This window comes from Rhodoferax sp. (assembly GCF_028715765.1).
In the GTDB taxonomy this organism is placed as follows: Bacteria; Pseudomonadota; Gammaproteobacteria; order Burkholderiales; family Burkholderiaceae_C; genus Rhodoferax.
On record NZ_JAQURE010000034.1, the window covers coordinates 1 to 16,557 of the forward strand.

General features: G+C 57.7%; 15 protein-coding genes. 8 read left to right on the plus strand and 7 right to left on the minus strand.

What is annotated here, in order from left to right:
• On the plus strand, positions 1-792 hold a 792-nt coding region (locus PHT20_RS11940; RefSeq protein ID WP_301020676.1), incomplete at its 5' end, for a UDP-2,3-diacylglucosamine diphosphatase.
• Here the strand turns inward: PHT20_RS11940 and PHT20_RS11945 are convergent.
• From PHT20_RS11945 to PHT20_RS11965, 5 genes are read right to left on the minus strand one after another with little or no spacing between them, the layout of a single operon-like run.
• On the minus strand, positions 765-2,546 hold the full coding sequence (locus PHT20_RS11945; RefSeq protein ID WP_301020677.1) for a GGDEF domain-containing protein: 1,782 nt from the start codon (positions 2,544-2,546) through the stop codon (positions 765-767). The two genes, PHT20_RS11940 and PHT20_RS11945, sit on opposite strands and share 28 nt — an antisense overlap.
• 18 nt (positions 2,547-2,564) lie before the next feature.
• The gene (locus PHT20_RS11950) at positions 2,565-3,722 is read right to left on the minus strand and encodes an ABC transporter ATP-binding protein (RefSeq protein ID WP_301020678.1); all 1,158 of its coding nucleotides are present in this window, start codon (positions 3,720-3,722) and stop codon (positions 2,565-2,567) included.
• A 27-nt stretch (positions 3,723-3,749) separates the two neighbouring features.
• On the minus strand, positions 3,750-4,538 hold the full coding sequence (locus PHT20_RS11955) for an ABC transporter permease subunit (RefSeq protein ID WP_301020679.1): 789 nt from the start codon (positions 4,536-4,538) through the stop codon (positions 3,750-3,752).
• Positions 4,535-5,407 carry an ABC transporter permease subunit gene (locus tag PHT20_RS11960; protein WP_301020680.1) on the minus strand — a complete coding sequence of 291 codons (873 nt, stop codon included), beginning with the start codon at positions 5,405-5,407 and terminating at the stop codon, positions 4,535-4,537. The genes PHT20_RS11955 and PHT20_RS11960 overlap by 4 nt, the downstream gene beginning before the upstream one ends.
• A 3-nt stretch (positions 5,408-5,410) precedes the next feature.
• Positions 5,411-6,505, minus strand: coding sequence for an ABC transporter substrate-binding protein (locus PHT20_RS11965; protein ID WP_301020681.1), 1,095 nt, complete (start codon positions 6,503-6,505; stop codon positions 5,411-5,413).
• A 284-nt stretch (positions 6,506-6,789) separates the two neighbouring features.
• Here PHT20_RS11965 and PHT20_RS11970 point away from each other — a divergent pair, with 284 nt between their 5' ends.
• Complete coding sequence (locus tag PHT20_RS11970; RefSeq protein WP_301020682.1) at positions 6,790-7,698, plus strand: hypothetical protein; 909 nt, start codon at positions 6,790-6,792, stop codon at positions 7,696-7,698.
• A gap of 2 nt (positions 7,699-7,700) precedes the next feature.
• On the opposite strand, the gene PHT20_RS11975 is transcribed toward PHT20_RS11970, so the two are convergent.
• Together PHT20_RS11975 and PHT20_RS11980 are read right to left on the minus strand one after the other, a co-directional pair.
• Positions 7,701-7,958 (minus strand): TIGR03643 family protein, encoded by a 258-nt coding sequence (locus PHT20_RS11975; RefSeq protein WP_301020683.1) that lies wholly within the window; start codon positions 7,956-7,958, stop codon positions 7,701-7,703.
• Complete coding sequence (locus tag PHT20_RS11980) at positions 7,955-8,125, minus strand: hypothetical protein (protein WP_301020684.1); 171 nt, start codon at positions 8,123-8,125, stop codon at positions 7,955-7,957. Before PHT20_RS11980 ends, PHT20_RS11975 begins: the two co-directional genes overlap by 4 nt.
• Before the next feature lie 287 nt (positions 8,126-8,412).
• On the opposite strand from PHT20_RS11980, the gene PHT20_RS11985 reads away from it, so the two are divergent.
• The 6 genes from PHT20_RS11985 to PHT20_RS12010 all read left to right on the plus strand — a co-directional run bounded on the left by PHT20_RS11985 (position 8,413) and on the right by PHT20_RS12010 (position 16,556).
• Positions 8,413-10,017: a tetrathionate reductase family octaheme c-type cytochrome gene (locus PHT20_RS11985; protein ID WP_301020685.1), complete on the plus strand. Its 1,605-nt coding sequence runs from the start codon at positions 8,413-8,415 to the stop codon at positions 10,015-10,017.
• Positions 10,018-10,027: 10 nt separating this feature from the next.
• Positions 10,028-10,648, plus strand: coding sequence for a cytochrome b/b6 domain-containing protein (locus tag PHT20_RS11990; protein WP_301020686.1), 621 nt, complete (start codon positions 10,028-10,030; stop codon positions 10,646-10,648).
• Between the two features lie 35 nt (positions 10,649-10,683).
• On the plus strand, positions 10,684-12,504 hold the full coding sequence (locus tag PHT20_RS11995; RefSeq protein WP_301020687.1) for a DUF3373 domain-containing protein: 1,821 nt from the start codon (positions 10,684-10,686) through the stop codon (positions 12,502-12,504).
• A gap of 57 nt (positions 12,505-12,561) precedes the next feature.
• A complete protein-coding gene (locus PHT20_RS12000) occupies positions 12,562-12,882 on the plus strand; it encodes a hypothetical protein (RefSeq protein ID WP_301020688.1) in 321 nt (106 codons plus the stop codon).
• Positions 12,883-12,953: 71 nt separating this feature from the next.
• Positions 12,954-13,580: a rhodanese-like domain-containing protein gene (locus PHT20_RS12005; protein ID WP_301020689.1), complete on the plus strand. Its 627-nt coding sequence runs from the start codon at positions 12,954-12,956 to the stop codon at positions 13,578-13,580.
• A gap of 81 nt (positions 13,581-13,661) precedes the next feature.
• Positions 13,662-16,556: a tetratricopeptide repeat protein gene (locus PHT20_RS12010; RefSeq protein WP_301020690.1), complete on the plus strand. Its 2,895-nt coding sequence runs from the start codon at positions 13,662-13,664 to the stop codon at positions 16,554-16,556.
• Position 16,557 lies beyond the last annotated feature (1 nt).

The following is a 16,557-nucleotide window of genomic DNA, read 5'->3' on the forward strand; positions in this document are numbered from 1 at the left end:
CTGTTCATCTCTGACGTGCACCTGGGCAGCCCTGGCTGTCAGGCTGAGGCTTTGCTGGCATTTTTGAAAGCTCATACGTGCCAGCGCCTGTATTTGGTGGGCGATATTGTGGATGGCTGGCAGCTGCGTAAACGCTGGTTCTGGCCCGAGGCTCACAACCGCGTGATTCAGAAACTACTTCGGTTGGCACGCAAAGGCTGCCACATCACCTTTGTACCCGGCAATCATGACGAATTTGCGCGCGCTTTCGCTGGCCACCATTTCGGCGGCATTGAAGTTGCCCACGAGGCGCTGCACACCACCACTACAGGTCAGCGCCTTTGGGTGATTCATGGCGACGCGTTTGACGGGGTGATTCAATGCGCCAAGTGGCTCGCGCACCTGGGTGACACCTTGTATGAGTGGACTCTGCGCATCAACCGCCACTACAACCAATGGCGCACGCGCATGGGGCAACCGTATTGGTCACTGTCAGCCTACCTGAAATTCAAGGTCAAAAAGGCAGTGATGTATGTGAATGACTTTGAGCAGGCGCTAGCGCGCGAGGCGCTGCGCCGGGGTTACGACGGTGTGGTGTGCGGACACATCCACCGCGCCACACTGGTGCAAACACAGGGCGTCATTTACGCCAATTGCGGCGACTGGGTTGAGAGCTGCAGCGCGCTGGCTGAAAACGCAGAAGGTCACTTGGTGTTGCTGCACTGGCATGACTCGCCCCGCGCAGCGGCCTCACGTGTTGTCACGGCGCAAGGTTTGGAATGCCATCAGACCGCTGCAATGGCCGAATCGTGAAACACATAGCGCGCCAAACCATCCGTTGATTTTTTGGCTTCGTGTTTGGCGCTGGCGGCCGCGTTAGCCACATCCTGCGCTGAACGAAATTGCCCGGCTGCCACTTCAACCACCCCAATCGACAAACTGGTCAGGGGAAAGAATCGCACCACGCCTTGACGGTCTTCAGACTCGATGCCGCCATGGACGCGGTCGGCGGGGTCAAACAACAGCGCCGCGCGGGCGTTAAAGGCCTCAATCATGTGGCAGCACTGGGGCAGCCACTGCGGGTCTTGGTAGACGATCACAAAGTCATCCCCACCCACATGGCCTAAAAAATCACGCTGTGCATGCACATGCTCGCGCGCCACCTGCGCCACCAGCAAAATCATCTCATCCCCGCGCCAGTACCCATAGCGGTCGTTGAACGATTTGAAGTAATTGAGGTCTAGATAACACACCACAAAGTCACTCCCGCGCGCCAGCAACCGCTCCATGTGCTGGGTGATGGGAATGTTGCCGGGCAAAAAGGTCAAGGGGTTGGCATGGCGGGCGGCTTCGATGCGCATCTCGGTCACGGCTTTGACAACGTGCTCGCCCCGACACAAGCCTTTGTAGTGCCCGTTTTCCAGCACGATGAAACCATCGCTCAAATAACGTTGGTCGTCAGAGGTCAAGATGCCCAGCAGCTCGTCCATGCTTTGCCGCGTCTCTATCAAGCGCGGTTGCTGGTTGGCCAGGTGAATGCAGGGCTTTTTGCCCCACAGCTCGCGGTAATACAGTTTGCTGAACTGGTTGAAAAAATGCAGCCGGTTGATCAACCCCACCGGTTGGCCCTCATCCACCAGCGCCACGGCATGCAGCAGCGGCTGCGACTGAAACAGCTCGGCTACTGTCATGCAGGCAGTGTGTGACGACAGCGCGGGTGCATCGACAATCTGCAAGCGTTCAAACAGGTTGACCGAGCTCGGGGCACGCACCTCGGGCACGATGGCCACCTGGCGGCTGGCCAGCACTGCTAACGCCGGTGCCGCCAAAGCAGACACAGGACACGCTGCCGGGCGACCCAAAAAGTAGCCCTGCCCCAGCGTGAGACCCAGCTCGCGCAGCAAGCGCAAATCGACATCGGTCTCAATGCCTTCAGCCACCAGCTCAGCGCCAAAAATCTGCGCCATGCGCTGCAAGGCGCGCACGGTGTCGGCCTTGTCGGCATCTGCCGCCAGACCCTGAACAAAAAACTTGTCAATTTTGACCACCTCGGGGCGCAACACCGACCAAAGGTTCAGGTTGGAAGTGCCTTGGCCAAAGTCGTCCAGCGCCACGGCTGCGCCCAGTTGCCGAACAGCGTGCACAGCCTGCACCAACACATCGAGCGGCGGTAAGCTGCCTTGCTCGGTGAGCTCCACCACCACATGCCGAGGCAACACGCCCCAGCAGTGCAACAGCGCTTTGAGTGACTGCGTGCCGTCATGCTGCGTGAGCTGCACCAAAGCCCAAGCGCTAAGGTTGACAAACAAGCGGCCGCGCCCGCGCAACTGGCTCCAGCGCTGCAACACAACACACAGGCAGGCCTGCTCAAGCGCGAACACCTGGTCTTGCGCCTGCGCCAGCGCAAACAAGGCATCTGGCGCGGCCAGCGGGGTGCCAGCAGGGCCCCAGATCAACGCCTCGTGGGCGTAAACCGCACTGTCATCCAGCCGACCTATCGGCTGAAAAACAGCTTGCAATTGGTGTGTGGCAATCAGATGAGCAATCTCAATGGGTGGCATGTTCATGTCAAAACTCGCTTGCTTTCACGCTGCACCCGATCCTGTGGCGCGGTTTGCACCAGGGTTCGCACTGACCCACAAGCTGGGCGACGGCAAGTGCACACAGACCCGCTCGCCCACTGCAGGCAAGCGCAGATGCGGCTCATTGAACAAGCTCACACACCATGTTTGCGGCAGCACAGACGCGCCTGTGGGCGGGTCTAGCCGAACATCCAGCCGTACCAGCGCACCTAAAAAACTGCGGTCTTGCACCACCACTTGCACGGTGTTGTGGGTATCAGCAAAGGGCGCATCGATGGGGGTGACCGGATGGGCATCGGCACTGACCAGACGCGCCGCCTCAGGCCTAAAACTCACGCCACACACAGCGCCAGGCGCCCAGCCCACCAGCGCCTGACTGGTGCGCAACACCTGTTCGCCCACCTGCACCAGCCCCTGCCGGGCATTCAGTACCTTGGCACTGAGGGTGTTGAGGTTGCCCACAAACTGAGCCACAAATTCACTGGCAGGCTGGTTGTAAATGGTGGCTGGGTCACCCACTTGCTCAATGCGCCCAGCGTTCATCACCACCACCCGGTCAGACAGTGAAAGCGCCTCCTCTTGATCGTGGGTGACAAAAACCGTGGTCAGCCCCAGGCGACGCTGCAGGGAGCGCAACTCCTCACGCAAGGACGCGCGAATCTTGGCATCCAGCGCCGACAGGGGCTCGTCAAGCAACAGCACGCGCGGCTGGTTGGCCAGCGCGCGCGCCAATGCCACCCGCTGCTGCTGGCCACCCGACAACTGCCAGGGGTAGCGTGTGCCCAGTGTGGACAGCTCCACCAGCTCAAGCATCTCAGCCACTCGCTGCTGTTGCGCACGCGCAGCCACACCCGCCACACGCAGCCCAAAGCCCACGTTTTGCGCTACCGTGAGGTTAGGAAACAGCGCGTAAGACTGGAACACCATGCCGACATGGCGCTGGTTGGTGGGCGTGTGGGTGATGTCTTGACCTTGCAGCACGATCCGCCCGGTTTGCGCCGTCTCCAGACCGGCAATCATGCGCAACACCGTGGTTTTGCCACAGCCAGAGGGGCCTAAAAATGTGATGAATTCACCGGCCTGCACGGTCAAAGAGAAGTCGTGCACCACAGTGTGTTCGGCGTAGGCTTTGCGCACATGCGCGAGTTCGAGGTAAGTCATGGCAAAAGATAGGGGCGGTGAAGGGTGTCAAGACGGACTTGGGGTGGCTGCGCTGCGCCGCCCCAACAGGTTGATCAAGCCCATACAAGCCCAGGTCAGGGCAAACGCCAAAATGGCCAAGGCGGCGGGCTCATAAGCCCGGTTGGCACCCATCAGCTGCAAATACGGGCCAAACGCCGGGCGATTGAGCAAGCTGGCCATGGTGAATTCACCCATCACAATGGCAAAGGTCAAAAACGCGCCTGACAACATGGCCGAGCGCAGGTTGGGCAAGATCACCCGCCACAAAATCACACCACGCCCGGCACCCAGCACCTGGGCGGCCTCGGTCAGCGCCTTGATGTCCATGGCCTGCAAGCCGTTGTCAACACTGCGGTACATGTAAGGCAGGGTCAGCGTGACATAGCTCATGACCAGCAGGGTGTTGGTACCCAAGTCGGTGTCGGTCAGGGGCAACCAGGCACTGCTGTTGAACAAGCGCAGGTAGCCAAACACCAGCACAATGGCCGGTATGACCAGTGGCAGCAAGGTCACAAATTCGATCACCGGGCGCCAGCGCGGCAGCTTCCAGTGCACCCAAAACGCCGTGGGCACCACCAGCAGCGCGCCCACCACAATGGTCAGCATGGCCATGGCCATGGAGTAAGCAAAGCTGGCCTGAAACAGCGGATCAGCAAACACCTCGCGGTAGGCGTCCAGACTGTAAGTGCCGCGGCGCATGCGCAAGCTGAACTCCAGCGTGGCCACCAAGGGCGTGAGGAAATACACCACAGCCAACGCCACCGCCAGCCAAGCCCCCCAGCGGCTCGGCTTCATGGGCGTCCCCTGTGACTGCGCACGCCCAGCGCCATGTAGGCCAGGTTGCAGGCGCCGGTGATGACAATCATGCCCAGCGCCAAGGCGTAGCCCAGGTTGGGGTTGTGCAGCACGTCACCCCGAATTTGCGCAAACAGCAAAATGGGCACGATGTTGAGCGAGCTACCTGTCAGCGCATAGGCTGTGGCCACAGCGCCAAACGCATTGGCAAACAGCAGCAACATGGCACCCAGCACCGGCGGCAACAGCAACGGCAGTGCCACCCAACGCCAGTAGTGCCAAGAGCTGCCGCCCAGGCAGGCACAGGCCTCGCGCCATTCACGGCGCAGCCCTTCCAGCGCCGGGGTGATAACCAGCAACATCAACGGCATCTGAAAATACAGGTAGGTCAGCGTCAAGCCCCAAAAACTGAGCACATTAAATCCACTGGCGTACAGGTCAACCCCCAAGCCGCGCAGCAGCGCCGTGACCAAGCCCACACGCCCAAGCGTGGCCAAAAAGGCAAATGCCAGCGGTACGCCCGCAAAGTTGGAGGCCACGCCGCTGAAGGTGGTCAAGACCGGCCGCACCCACGCCGGCAGACGCCCCAGCAAGGCCGCCCAGGCCAGCAAAGTGCCCAGCACGCCACCGATCAGCGCTGAGGCGGCGCTGACCTGCAAGCTAAGCGAAAACGCGTTGACGATGGACGGCTCTGCCAGTGCACGCAAGTTGTCCAGCGTGAAGCCGCCCGCCGCATCCTGAAAAGCCCCCACCAGCAACGTGGCAGTGGGTGCCAGCAAAAACAGCGCGGCAAACAACAAGAAAGGCGCAAGCCCCCAGAAGCTGCCCAACCCGCCCGCCAGTGAGCGCTTGCACACAGCGGCTGACATGCGTTACTTGACGGTGGCGCCCACCACGCTGTCCCACTGCTTGGCAATCACTTCTTTGCTGGCTTTTTGCTCATCCAGCGTAGGGAACACCGCCTTAGCGTATGCAGCAGCTGGCGGCAGCTTGGCCAGCGTGGCTGCTGGCACTTTGCCACGTTTGACCAAGTCGTTGAAACGCACCGGGTGGCAATAGCCGTTGAGCCATGCCACTTGACCTTCATCAGAGTACAAGTATTCCATCCACAACTTGGCGGCATTGGGGTGTGGTGCATAAGCGCTGATGGCTTGCACGTAAACACCGGCCACCACACCAGTTTTGGGCACGATCACATCCACTTTGGGGTTGCCCTTGAGTTTGTCGCGGTCGGCCAGGGCGTTGTAGTCCCAGCGCACGATGATGGGGGTGGTGCCTTGCGCCAGCGAAGCGGCTTTGCCGATCACCGGCACAAAATTGCCCGCTTTGTTCACCTCGGCAAAAAATTTCAGGCCTTCAGCCGCAGCTGTGTCTGCATGGCCACCATTGCGGCTCAAGCCGGCAGCGTAGGGCGCTTGCGTGGCTTGGTTGGAACTGCGGGGGTCACCCGCCAAGGCCACGGCATTTTTGTATTCGGGTTTGAGCAAATCTGCCCAATCATGCGGGGCGTTTTTCACCAAATCGCTGTTGACCTGAAAACTCAGCACGCCGTAGTAATCACCCGTCCAGTAGCCTTCTGCGTCTTTCACTGACGCATCAATGCTGTTCCAAGTGCTGACTTTGTAAGGCTGCAACAGACCAGCGGCCTTGGCTGCGGGGCCGTATGACAAGCCCACGTCAATCACGTCCGGCGCTTGCGGGCCTTTGTTGCCCTTGTTGGCCTTGATGGCCTCCACTTCATCTGCCGAGCCAGCATCAGGATTGAGCTCGTTGACCTTCAGGCCGTATTTGGCTTTAAAACCTTCAATGACTGCGCCATACCCACACCAGTCGTGCGGCAGGGCGATGGTGGTGAGCTGGCCTTCGGCTTTGGCAGCCTTGATCAGGTCAGCAGATTGGGCTTGGGCAGCGCCAGCAGCCAGCGTGGCGGTAGCCAAGGCCACAGCGCGCAATGAAAACATGGTCATGTGAACTCCTGTGTTGAAAAACCCGTTCAGTGTGTGGCAGGCTTGTGACGATGGTGTGACAGCCGTGGTCACACCCATGTCACACCAGTTGCGTAAGCTGGCCGGGCTTTATTGACTTTCAAAGGATGTTTTTCATGCTTCACAACACTGCTGTTCGCGCTGCTCTGGCGGCCTCCCTCGGATTGACCTTGATGGCTTGCGCCCAACCAGGGTTAACAATGAAAAGTGCCTCTAGCCCTTATGAAACAAGCGCTAGCAGCTATAGTTTTGGATTATGGGGCGACATGCCCTACAAAAAAGCTGGCGACGCGCCCAAGCTCCCTGCGGTGCTGGCCAGCCTGAACGCCTCTGACATTGCGTTTTCCATGTACGACGGCGACATCAAAGACGGCAGCTCCACCTGCAACGACACTGTCTACACCGACGCGCTGACCATGTTCAACAGCATGAAGAAACCGGTGATCTATGTGCCCGGTGACAACGAGTGGACTGACTGCCACCGCAGCAACAACGGCAGCATGAACCCCTTGGAGCGCCTGGCGCACCTGCGCCGCGTGCTCTACCCCACAGTGAACTCACTCGGCCAGCAAACCATGGCGCTACAACACCAGGGCACCTTGGGGCAACCCTACGTGGAAAACACCCGCTTTACTTATGGTTCAGTGGTTTTTGCCGGTTTCAACATGCCCGGCAGCAACAACAACCACATGGGCACGCCCAAGCAGTGCACCAGCAAAAGTAAGCGCAACCAAGCCGACTGCGACGCGGCTGAGGCGGAATACGTGGCGCGCGATGCGGCCAACCGCCAGTGGCTCAAAGCCACATTTGACCAAGCCCACAGCAGCGCCGCCAAAGGCGTGGTACTGGTGGTGCAGGGCGAACCGGGTTTTGACGTGGCTGAAACCGAAGACATAGATGACAGCCAATCGCCTGATGTGACGGGTTACCGCGCCTTCATGGCCGACGTTGAAGCCCAAACCCGCAACTTTGGTGGACAGGTGCTGTTTGTGCACGGCGACCAGCATGTGTTCAAAACCGACAAACCGCTGCCACGCACGCTGAAACCCTTGATGAACTTCACCCGTGTGGAAACCTTTGGCAGCCCGTCACTGCACTGGGTCAAGATCACCGTGAATCCAGCCAGCGCCAATGTGTTTCAAATCGAACCAGTGCTGGTGCAGCACGGCAAATAATCTCAGTGCCCGCGGGGCTTGTACTGCGTGGGGCAATAAGCCCGCATCACACCGGGCGAGCGCAGCTTGGCGTGTTTGGTGGTGCGCCCGGTCACCCGTTTGCGCCACAGGCGGTACGAGCTGGGCTTGAGTTGGGCGCGCATGAGGTCAATGACACCCGACTCGCTCAAGCCGTAAACCTGTGCAATGGCATCGAACGGCGTGCGGTCTTCCCACGCCATCTCAATGATTCTGGAGACATCTCCAGGGGCGTAGATCAACGTTGCGCCCGGTGGTAGCCGCGCAGCACCAAAGAAGTCAAACGCAGCGGCGCATGGCGTAGCGCAGCTGGCAGCCAGCGTGGCGCATTCAATGAAAACCGCGTGGCCCAACGGGTCACGGGGCGCAACCATTGGGTGGACTGGACAAAACGGCGTTGATCAAACATACAACTCACTTCTTTGAAAAATGGATCTCGATTGTGGCCAGGGCAGCAAAACCTTGCCGCAACGATGTCAACTCACAGCCCTGGCGTGAGCCGCCACCCCAGCGCATCAGGCACAGGCGAACGCATTGATTCAACCATCCTTAGTTTTCAATGTGCAAAAGTATTGATATTCATCAGTGCTTTGAAAATTCATCAACCCTAGCATAAGCCCTGACTGCAGCAAACCTAAATTGACATACGTCACTTTGGGGTGTAACGGCGGTTGTAGATCAATTTAGGAGTCTCTGATGCACATGCGAAAACTGATGATGGCCGCCTTGACGGCAATTCTGCTGTTGCCATTGAGTCACGCTGCAGCTTCCGCGGCAGCAACGCCAATTTCCAAAACCACTGCAGACCACAGCAAGTTCAAGGTTTTGGATCAAGACTTTGCTTCTGGCCCCGAGGTCACCAAAGCCTGTTTGACCTGCCATACCGAAGCGTCCAAACAAATCCACCAAACCCAGCACTGGACATGGGAATTCAAAAACCAGCAAACCGGACAGCTTTTGGGCAAAAAACACATCGTCAACAACTTTTGTACTTCGGTCAAATCGAATGAAGCCGCATGCAACAGTTGCCACATTGGCTATGGCTGGAAAGATGACTCGTTTGACTTCACCTCGCAAGAAAACGTGGACTGCCTGGCCTGCCATGACCACACGGGTAAATACAAAAAACCATCCGGTTTTGCGGGCAACCCGGTGGTCAAAGACACCGAGTTTCCAGCGGGTTCAGGCAAGGTGATTCGTGGCATCAACCTCAAAGAGATTGCCCAAAAAGTAGGACCCACACAGCGTACCACCTGCGGGGCATGCCACTTTAACGGTGGTGGTGGCGACGGCGTCAAACACGGCGACCTCGACTCCTCGCTGGATGCGCCAGACAAAGCGCTTGACGTGCACATGGACACCGAAGGCAACAACTTCACCTGCGCCACGTGCCACAAAACAGATGGCCACCAAGTGCCTGGCAGTCGCTATGCGCCCACGGCCAAAGACAAAGCCCCTGCCCACCTGCGCGGCAAAGCCGACACCAGCAACCCGGCCACCTGCCAGTCGTGCCATGGTCAAGCGCCGCACCCGGTGGCGCGCTTGAACGAACACACCGCCAAGATCGCCTGCCAAACCTGCCATGTGCCAGCGTTTGCGCGTGGCGGCCAACCCACCAAAATGTCGTGGGACTGGTCAACCGCTGGCAAGCTGGACAAAAACGGCAAGCCCATGAGCGTGAAGAACGAAGATGGCTACGACACCTACATGACGATCAAGGGCGACTTTGTCTGGAAAGAAAACGTGATCCCTGAATATGTGTGGTTCAACGGCACGGTGAACTACACCCTGCAAACCGACAAAATCGTCAAAAGCGACAAGCCGGTTCAAATCAACCGCTTTGAAGGCAGCGCCACCGATGGCAAATCAATGATCTGGCCAGTCAAGATTTTCCGCGGCAAGCAAGTCTATGACCCGGTGAACCAACAGCTTGTGATCACCCATTTGGCGGGCAACGACGACACCGCTTTCTGGAAAAACTTCAACTGGGACAAAGCCGTTGCCGCGGGCATGACCACAGCCAAGCTGCCGTTTTCAGGCAAGCTTGACTTCATTGAAACCGAAAGCGCCTGGCCCATCACCCACATGGTGGCACCCAAAGACAAAGCACTCACGTGCACCGACTGCCATGCCAACAACGGACGGCTTGAAAAAGTGGATGGCCTCTACATGCCAGGGCGCAGCCGGGATCACATGGCCGGCCTGGACAAAGTGGGCTGGAGCGTGATGGCGCTGGTGCTGCTGGGCGTGCTCGGCCACGGGCTGATCCGCGTCTTTGTTGGCAAACGCAACCACACCTAAGGAGCACACCATGGCACGCATCTACTTATTCAAAGGCTTTGAGCGCTTTTGGCACTGGAGCCAGGCCGCGCTGATCATCTTCATGCTGCTGACCGGCTTTGAGGTGCACGGCACCTACACCGTCTTTGGCTTTGAGAAGGCGGTGAACCTGCACACCCTCGCCGCCTGGACGCTGGTCGGGCTGTGGGTATTTGCCATCTTCTGGCACCTGACCACGGGTGAATGGCGGCAATACATCCCCACCACAGAAAAGATCGTGGCGGTGGCACAGTTTTATTCGTCGGGCATCTTCAAGGGCGAACCACATCCGTTCAAGCCCTCATTGGCGCGCAAGCACAACCCGCTGCAGCTGCTCACCTACTTGGGCGTGCTGACGCTGCTGAGCCCGTTGATCTGGGTCACCGGCTGGTTGTATCTGTTTTATGCCAATTGGGCTGCCTGGGGACTGGGTGGGCTGAGCCTGATGTGGGTGGCTACAGGTCACACCATCGGTGCGTTTTTGATGCTGGCGTTTTTGATCTCGCACCTGTACCTGGCCACCACAGGTCACACGGTGACAGCGCACCTGAAATCCATGGTCACAGGTTGGGAAGACACCGAGGAAGAAACCCCAGCGCCCAAGCGCACCTAAGGGGTTGGCTTATTTTTTAGTCACAGGAGTTCAAAATGGACAAGAGGTTCAAACAAAAGCTGCTGGCCGCCGTCATTGCCAGCATGTTGCTGCCGTTGGCAGCCCAAGCCAGCGAGGCTGACCTGATCAAACGCATCGAAGCCCTGGCGCAGCAAAACGAGATGTTGGCCAAGGAGCTGCAGGCACTCAAGGGGCAGGTGCAGGCCAACGAGGTCAAAACTGCAGAGCAGGTCAAGGCAGTCAGTGCCGCTGCAGCCAAGCCCGATGCCGCAGCACTGGAAGACCTGAAAGGCCAGATGGCCATGCTGCAAAAGAAGTCGCTCGGCAGTTGGCTCACCGTGGGTGGCGACTACCGCTTTCGCTATGACTATTTGGCCGGGAAAACCAAGACGTTTACTGATGTAAGTGCCACGTTTGCCAACGCACAAACGACATTGCAAACAACAATGCTCACAGATACGACAGGTGTGGCAGCCGCTCAGCTTGCTGGATTAGCCGCATTTAGCGCCGCCATGGGTAACGTACAGACTTATCAACAGGCAGCGGCTTTTGTGACTAACCCTGCGAATGCGCCCATGTTGGGTACGCCAACAGTACCGGGTGCCATTGCAGGCTTCGCCAAAACTATCCCCGCCTACCAACCCAAAAACACCAGCCTCTACAGCAACCGCTTTGAGCTGGACTTGAACGCCAAGGCCACGCAAGATGTCAGCGTGACGGCCAAACTGAACATGTACAAAGTGTTTGGCTCGCAAAATGACGGCGCGGTCACCAACGCAGGCAGTGCGCCATTTTTTGCCGACCGTGTGGGCGTATTTGACGGCACGCTGGGGCATGTGCCGTCCACCAGCTACCTGAATGTGGATCGGGTCTATGCCACCTGGAGCAACATTGCCGACAAAGAAATGTGGTTCTCCATTGGCCGCCGGCCTTCCACTGGCGGTGCGCCCAGCAACCTGCGCAACAACACGGCGGTGCGTCCTGGCAACGGCGGCACACCTGCGCTGTTGGTGGACTACGCCTTTGACGGCGTGACCTTGGGCTACGCGCCTGAAATTGATGCACTGCCCGGTGCCTACGCCAAGTTTTGCTATGGCCGTGGTCTGGAAACCGGTTTTACCAACTTCACCGGCAATTCCTTGGCTGACACCGACATGCTGGGTATTTCTTTGGTACCCATCGACACCGACCCACTGCGCGTGTGGCTGCAATGGAACCGCGGCATGAACATCTTTGACGCGCCCACCATGAACAACACCTACTTTGGCAACACCGTGGCCAAAACCAACCTGGGCGACATCGACTGGTTTGGTGTGGGCTTCATGACCACGCACAAAAATGTGGGTTCGGGCACTTTACAACTGTTTGGCGACCTGGGGCTAAGCGTCACCCACCCCAACAACAATGTGTCCGCCCAGTTTGGCTTTCAAGGCTTGATGACCGGCGCCTTCTTCAACCCCGAAGCGCCCACCAGCAAGACCGGCACGGCGTTTGCACTGGGCGTGCGGTACGACCTGCCCTCCAAATCTAAATTTGGCTTTGAGTGGAACCACGGCTCCAAAGACTGGATCACCTTCGCCCCGGCGGCAGACGACATGTGGACCGCCAAAGTGGGCACACGCGGCAATGTGTATGAAGCCTACTGGATTCAAGAGCTGGATCGCCAGCCCCTGTCTTCCTACGTCAGCAAGGCCTTCTTCCGCGTTGGCGTGCAGTACTACAAATTTGACTACACCGGCAGCAACAACTGGGTTGGCGCGCCGGTGGCCATTGGCAGCGTCAACGGCAACATGATGACCACCGCACCCTTGGAAAACGCCACCAACTTGTACGCCACGTTTGAGGTCAAGTTCTGATCTTGCCCTTGAACCCTTCACATTCAACTTTTTTCATTTGTCAACAGGAGTCTTTTTATGAAAACCAAACTCTCAACCCTGATCGCTGTGGCAGTGCTCGGCTTGTCTGGTGCCACATTCAGCGTCAACGCTTTTGCCGATGAAGGCAAGATGATCGGCCCCGTCACCAAGATCACGATGGCAGCAGACGGCAAGTCCGCTGTGGCTGTACTCAAGGACAGCAAGTCTGGCGCGGACGTCAGCATCACCATCACCGATGATTTGACGCTGGACAAGTTCAAAGACAAACGCATTCAGCCGGGGGATGAAATCCGCGCCCGCTTTGACAAAGACGGCAAAAACACCAGCAAGTCGTTCAAAAAGACAGCGGGTTGCTGATCTCCGCATCAATGCGCCAGCCGCCATTGGCTCCTCGGCGACGGCTGGGCGATTTTTTTGAAAGGTGCGCAGTGCCCCCTCAACGCGTAGTCAACCTGTGGCGGCTGGCCAGCCTTGCAGTCACCTTGAGCCTGGTGCCACCGGCCTGGGCTGAAGACGACAAGCCGCTGCGCATCACCCGCGATAGCCACGAGTTTGTCGTGCAAACGCCTACCGGGCCCTTTGTCGTGAGCCGCTCCAAAACAGCATGTGGTGCGCCCAAAGGCTTTGTGCAACCGCTGGTGCCACAACCAGGGGTGACGCCGGTCAATGAAATTGATGTGCTGCACGCACTCAATGACCCACAAACCATGGTCATTGACATGCGCGACGAAGACGAGCCGCTGGATGCCACCATCCCCAACAGCTACCACATTCCCTACAACGAGTTGGAAGACCGGCTGGATGTGCTGGGTTGCCAGCACCTGCCTAGCAAGGCCTGGGATTGCAGCAGGGCGGTGAAGATTGTGGCTTTTTGCTACGGCCCCATGTGCCTCCAAAGCCCCACCGGCATTGCCAACCTGGTGCGCATGGGCTACCCCACAGACAAACTTTTTTCGTACCGTGGCGGTATGCTTGACTGGGAAGGCATAGGCCTGACCACCGTCAGCGGCAATCGCCCATTGCCCAAGCGACCCACCCAAAACATGGGTGACTGACATCATTCACCCATCAAACTGAGTTTTCACAGCGGGCAATGGCACACTCAGGTCATTCCAAACACCACCAGCTGCCCGCCCATGCCCCTACAGTCTGACGCACATCCAAAACTTTTTTCCCTGTTACTGCTGCTGTCCGGCTTTGCCGGTATTTCTTACGAAATCCTCTACGGCCGCATTCTTGGCAACATGGTTGGTGATCAATTTGCCGTCTCTGCCGCCATTTTGATGACGTTTTTGTTGGGTATTGGCTTGGGCTCGGCCTACGCGCACCGGCTTTGGCGCTGGTTGTGGGCTATCGAGGCGGGCATTGGCCTCTATGGTTTGCTGATTGCATTCACCCAGCCGTGGATCGAGCGTGTGGTGTATGCCGGCGCGGCACTTTTTGCTGACACACTGGCGGGCAGCGTCATGGTCTGCGTGCTGCTTTTGCTGGTGCCCGCATTTTTGATTGGCTGCAGCGTGCCGTTGTTCTCGGGCTATTTAAATCAGCAAAACACCTCGCAGGGGCGGGCGTCTTTTTCGCTGGTGTACATGGTTTACAACCTGGGTGCCGCCTTGACCACTTTGCTGATCGAGTTCTTTTTTATCCGCAGTTTCGGCATCCGCGGCACAGTGGCTTTGTTTGCTTTGGTCAACCTGCTGATTGCAGCTGGCCTTTGGTCGCGTTTTTCCCTCATGCGCGAGACCCAAAAACAGCATGTCTCGCAAAGTTTGGTCATCGGCTCGGTCTTTCGGCTGCTGCCCGCCAACCGCTGGCTGGCGTTGATGTTGGCAAGCGTGGCCTCGGCCATCTTTCAGTTGTTCATGGTGAAGTATTCTGAAATGGTGTTTGGTCCATTTCGAGAATCCTTTGCGCTGGTGCTGGCGCTGATCTTGATCGGCATCACACTCGGCTCGATGCTGGTGCGGCGCTTTGCGCTGAGTTTTGCGCACGTCATGTGGCTCAACCTCTTGGGGCTCCTGGGACTAATGCTATTGGCTGGCCCAGCCATCTATGTGTATGCGGCACTGTATGACCTGGTGATCAACCTCTTCGGCGGTCTGGTTGCACTGAAACTGCTGCTGCTTTCGGTGCTGATGATCGTTCCGGCCATGACGTTTGGGGCCACCATTCCCACCCTGCTCTCGTCACTACATGAAGACGACGCTGATAACCAAGACGTCAGCCGCCAATCTGGCGCGCTGCTCTTCATGGCGTCGCTGGCCAATGTGATTGGCTTCTTGCTCATGGTATTGGTGCTGCACCGGCTGCTGGATTACGGCGTGCAGCTGTTGGTGATCGGTGGCATGGCCGCCCTGGCGCTGGCTGTTTACACCCAAGGCCAACTGCGGCACCTGATCCCTGCCGCTCTGGTAGTGCTAGCCATGTTTGGCTGGCAACAAAACAAATGGGACGAAGATCTGCTGTTTCTCAGCTACACCAATTTCCGCAATGTGAACAACCTCAAAATCGAACGGGCAAGCTTCAGCCCACCTGACCGCTACAAAGGCTACCAAGATGTTTTTTCAATCAACTGGATGGATGGCAAGCCCTACTTTTTCATCAACGGTTACACCAGCATTGCGCTGAACAACCCCTCGGAAAAAATTGTTGGCGCGCTTTCAACGCTGTATGCACCGCGCCTGGACGATGCGCTGGTACTTGGGTTAGGTAGTGGCGCCACCGCGTCTGCCGTCGGGCTGTTTTTTGATCGCACTGAGGTGGTTGAGATCAACCCGGTGGTTCGAGAAAATCTCTTTCGGATGGCCAAGTGGAACTACCACATTGAACAAAATCCGCGGGTCAACATCGTGGTAGACGATGCCATTCACCATGTGAAGGTGAGCGACAAAAAATTCTCCATGGTGTTGAGCACCGTCACCACTCCGCTGTATTTCAGCTCATCCAAGCTTTACACCCATGAATTTTTTGACAGTGTCAAAAACCACCTCACCCCCGATGGGGTGTATGTCACCTGGGTCGATTCACGCATTGGCGACCAGGGCGTTGACATCATCTTGCGTACGTTGAACAAATCTTTCAAACACAGCGCTATTTTGTATGTCAAATCTGCCTATTTCCTGCTGATCGCTTCTAACGAACCGCTGCGCGTTCAGCAGGCTCAAGCCATCAGCACCCAGCAAGATTTAAACGCTGATCTGCTGCAAAACCATGGCGTGCTGGCATCGTGGCTGCCTTATCACCTGATGCACACTGATGTCTTTGCCTTGATCGACCAGCCCAATGGCCCCCTGAACACCGCTGACTTTCCAGCACTGGAATTTGAGATGGCACGCCTTCAAAGCCGCGGCATTTACCAGTTCAACAAACGCCTACTGGCGGCCTTTGACATTGATCAGGTCAAGCGGGCGCTGGGGCCAGTCAGTGAAGCATTCCCAGCCGACTTCATGGCTCAGCAGGAAGAACGGCTTGGCAATGCCAACATCACAGAACGCTGGAAAAAACTGCTGTCTGGCACACCCAACCTGCCGTACAAGACCAAACTGGCCGATTTGGACTGGCGCCTGTCACGCGCCCACATTCAAAACAGCGCTGACGCTTGGTACGCCGTTGGCGTGCAACTGTCCCACATGCAGCGCGATACGGATGCCATTGAAGTGTTCAATAAAGTTCTGCGCATGGACCCCGCCCACAACAACGCCCATTTCTACTTAGGCACCAGCTTTGAACGCCTTGGTAAACCAGACCAGGCGTTGGCCAGTTACCAAGCTGAAAAGCAGGTTGACCCCAAAGACAAAGAAACAGATTTGCGCATTGGCCGCCTGCTGCTGGGCGCTGGGCGCTACCAGCAAGCACTGGATGCACTCAACCTGCACATCGACACCTGGCACCCGTATGACAGCACGGCCTACACCTACCGCGCCATGGCGCACAAAGCGCTGGGGCACACAGATTTGGCCAGCAACGACCTCAAGCGCGCCCTGAAGCTGCCACCAGAAGATCAACAGATTTTCGACAAAACGCGGCTGTAAA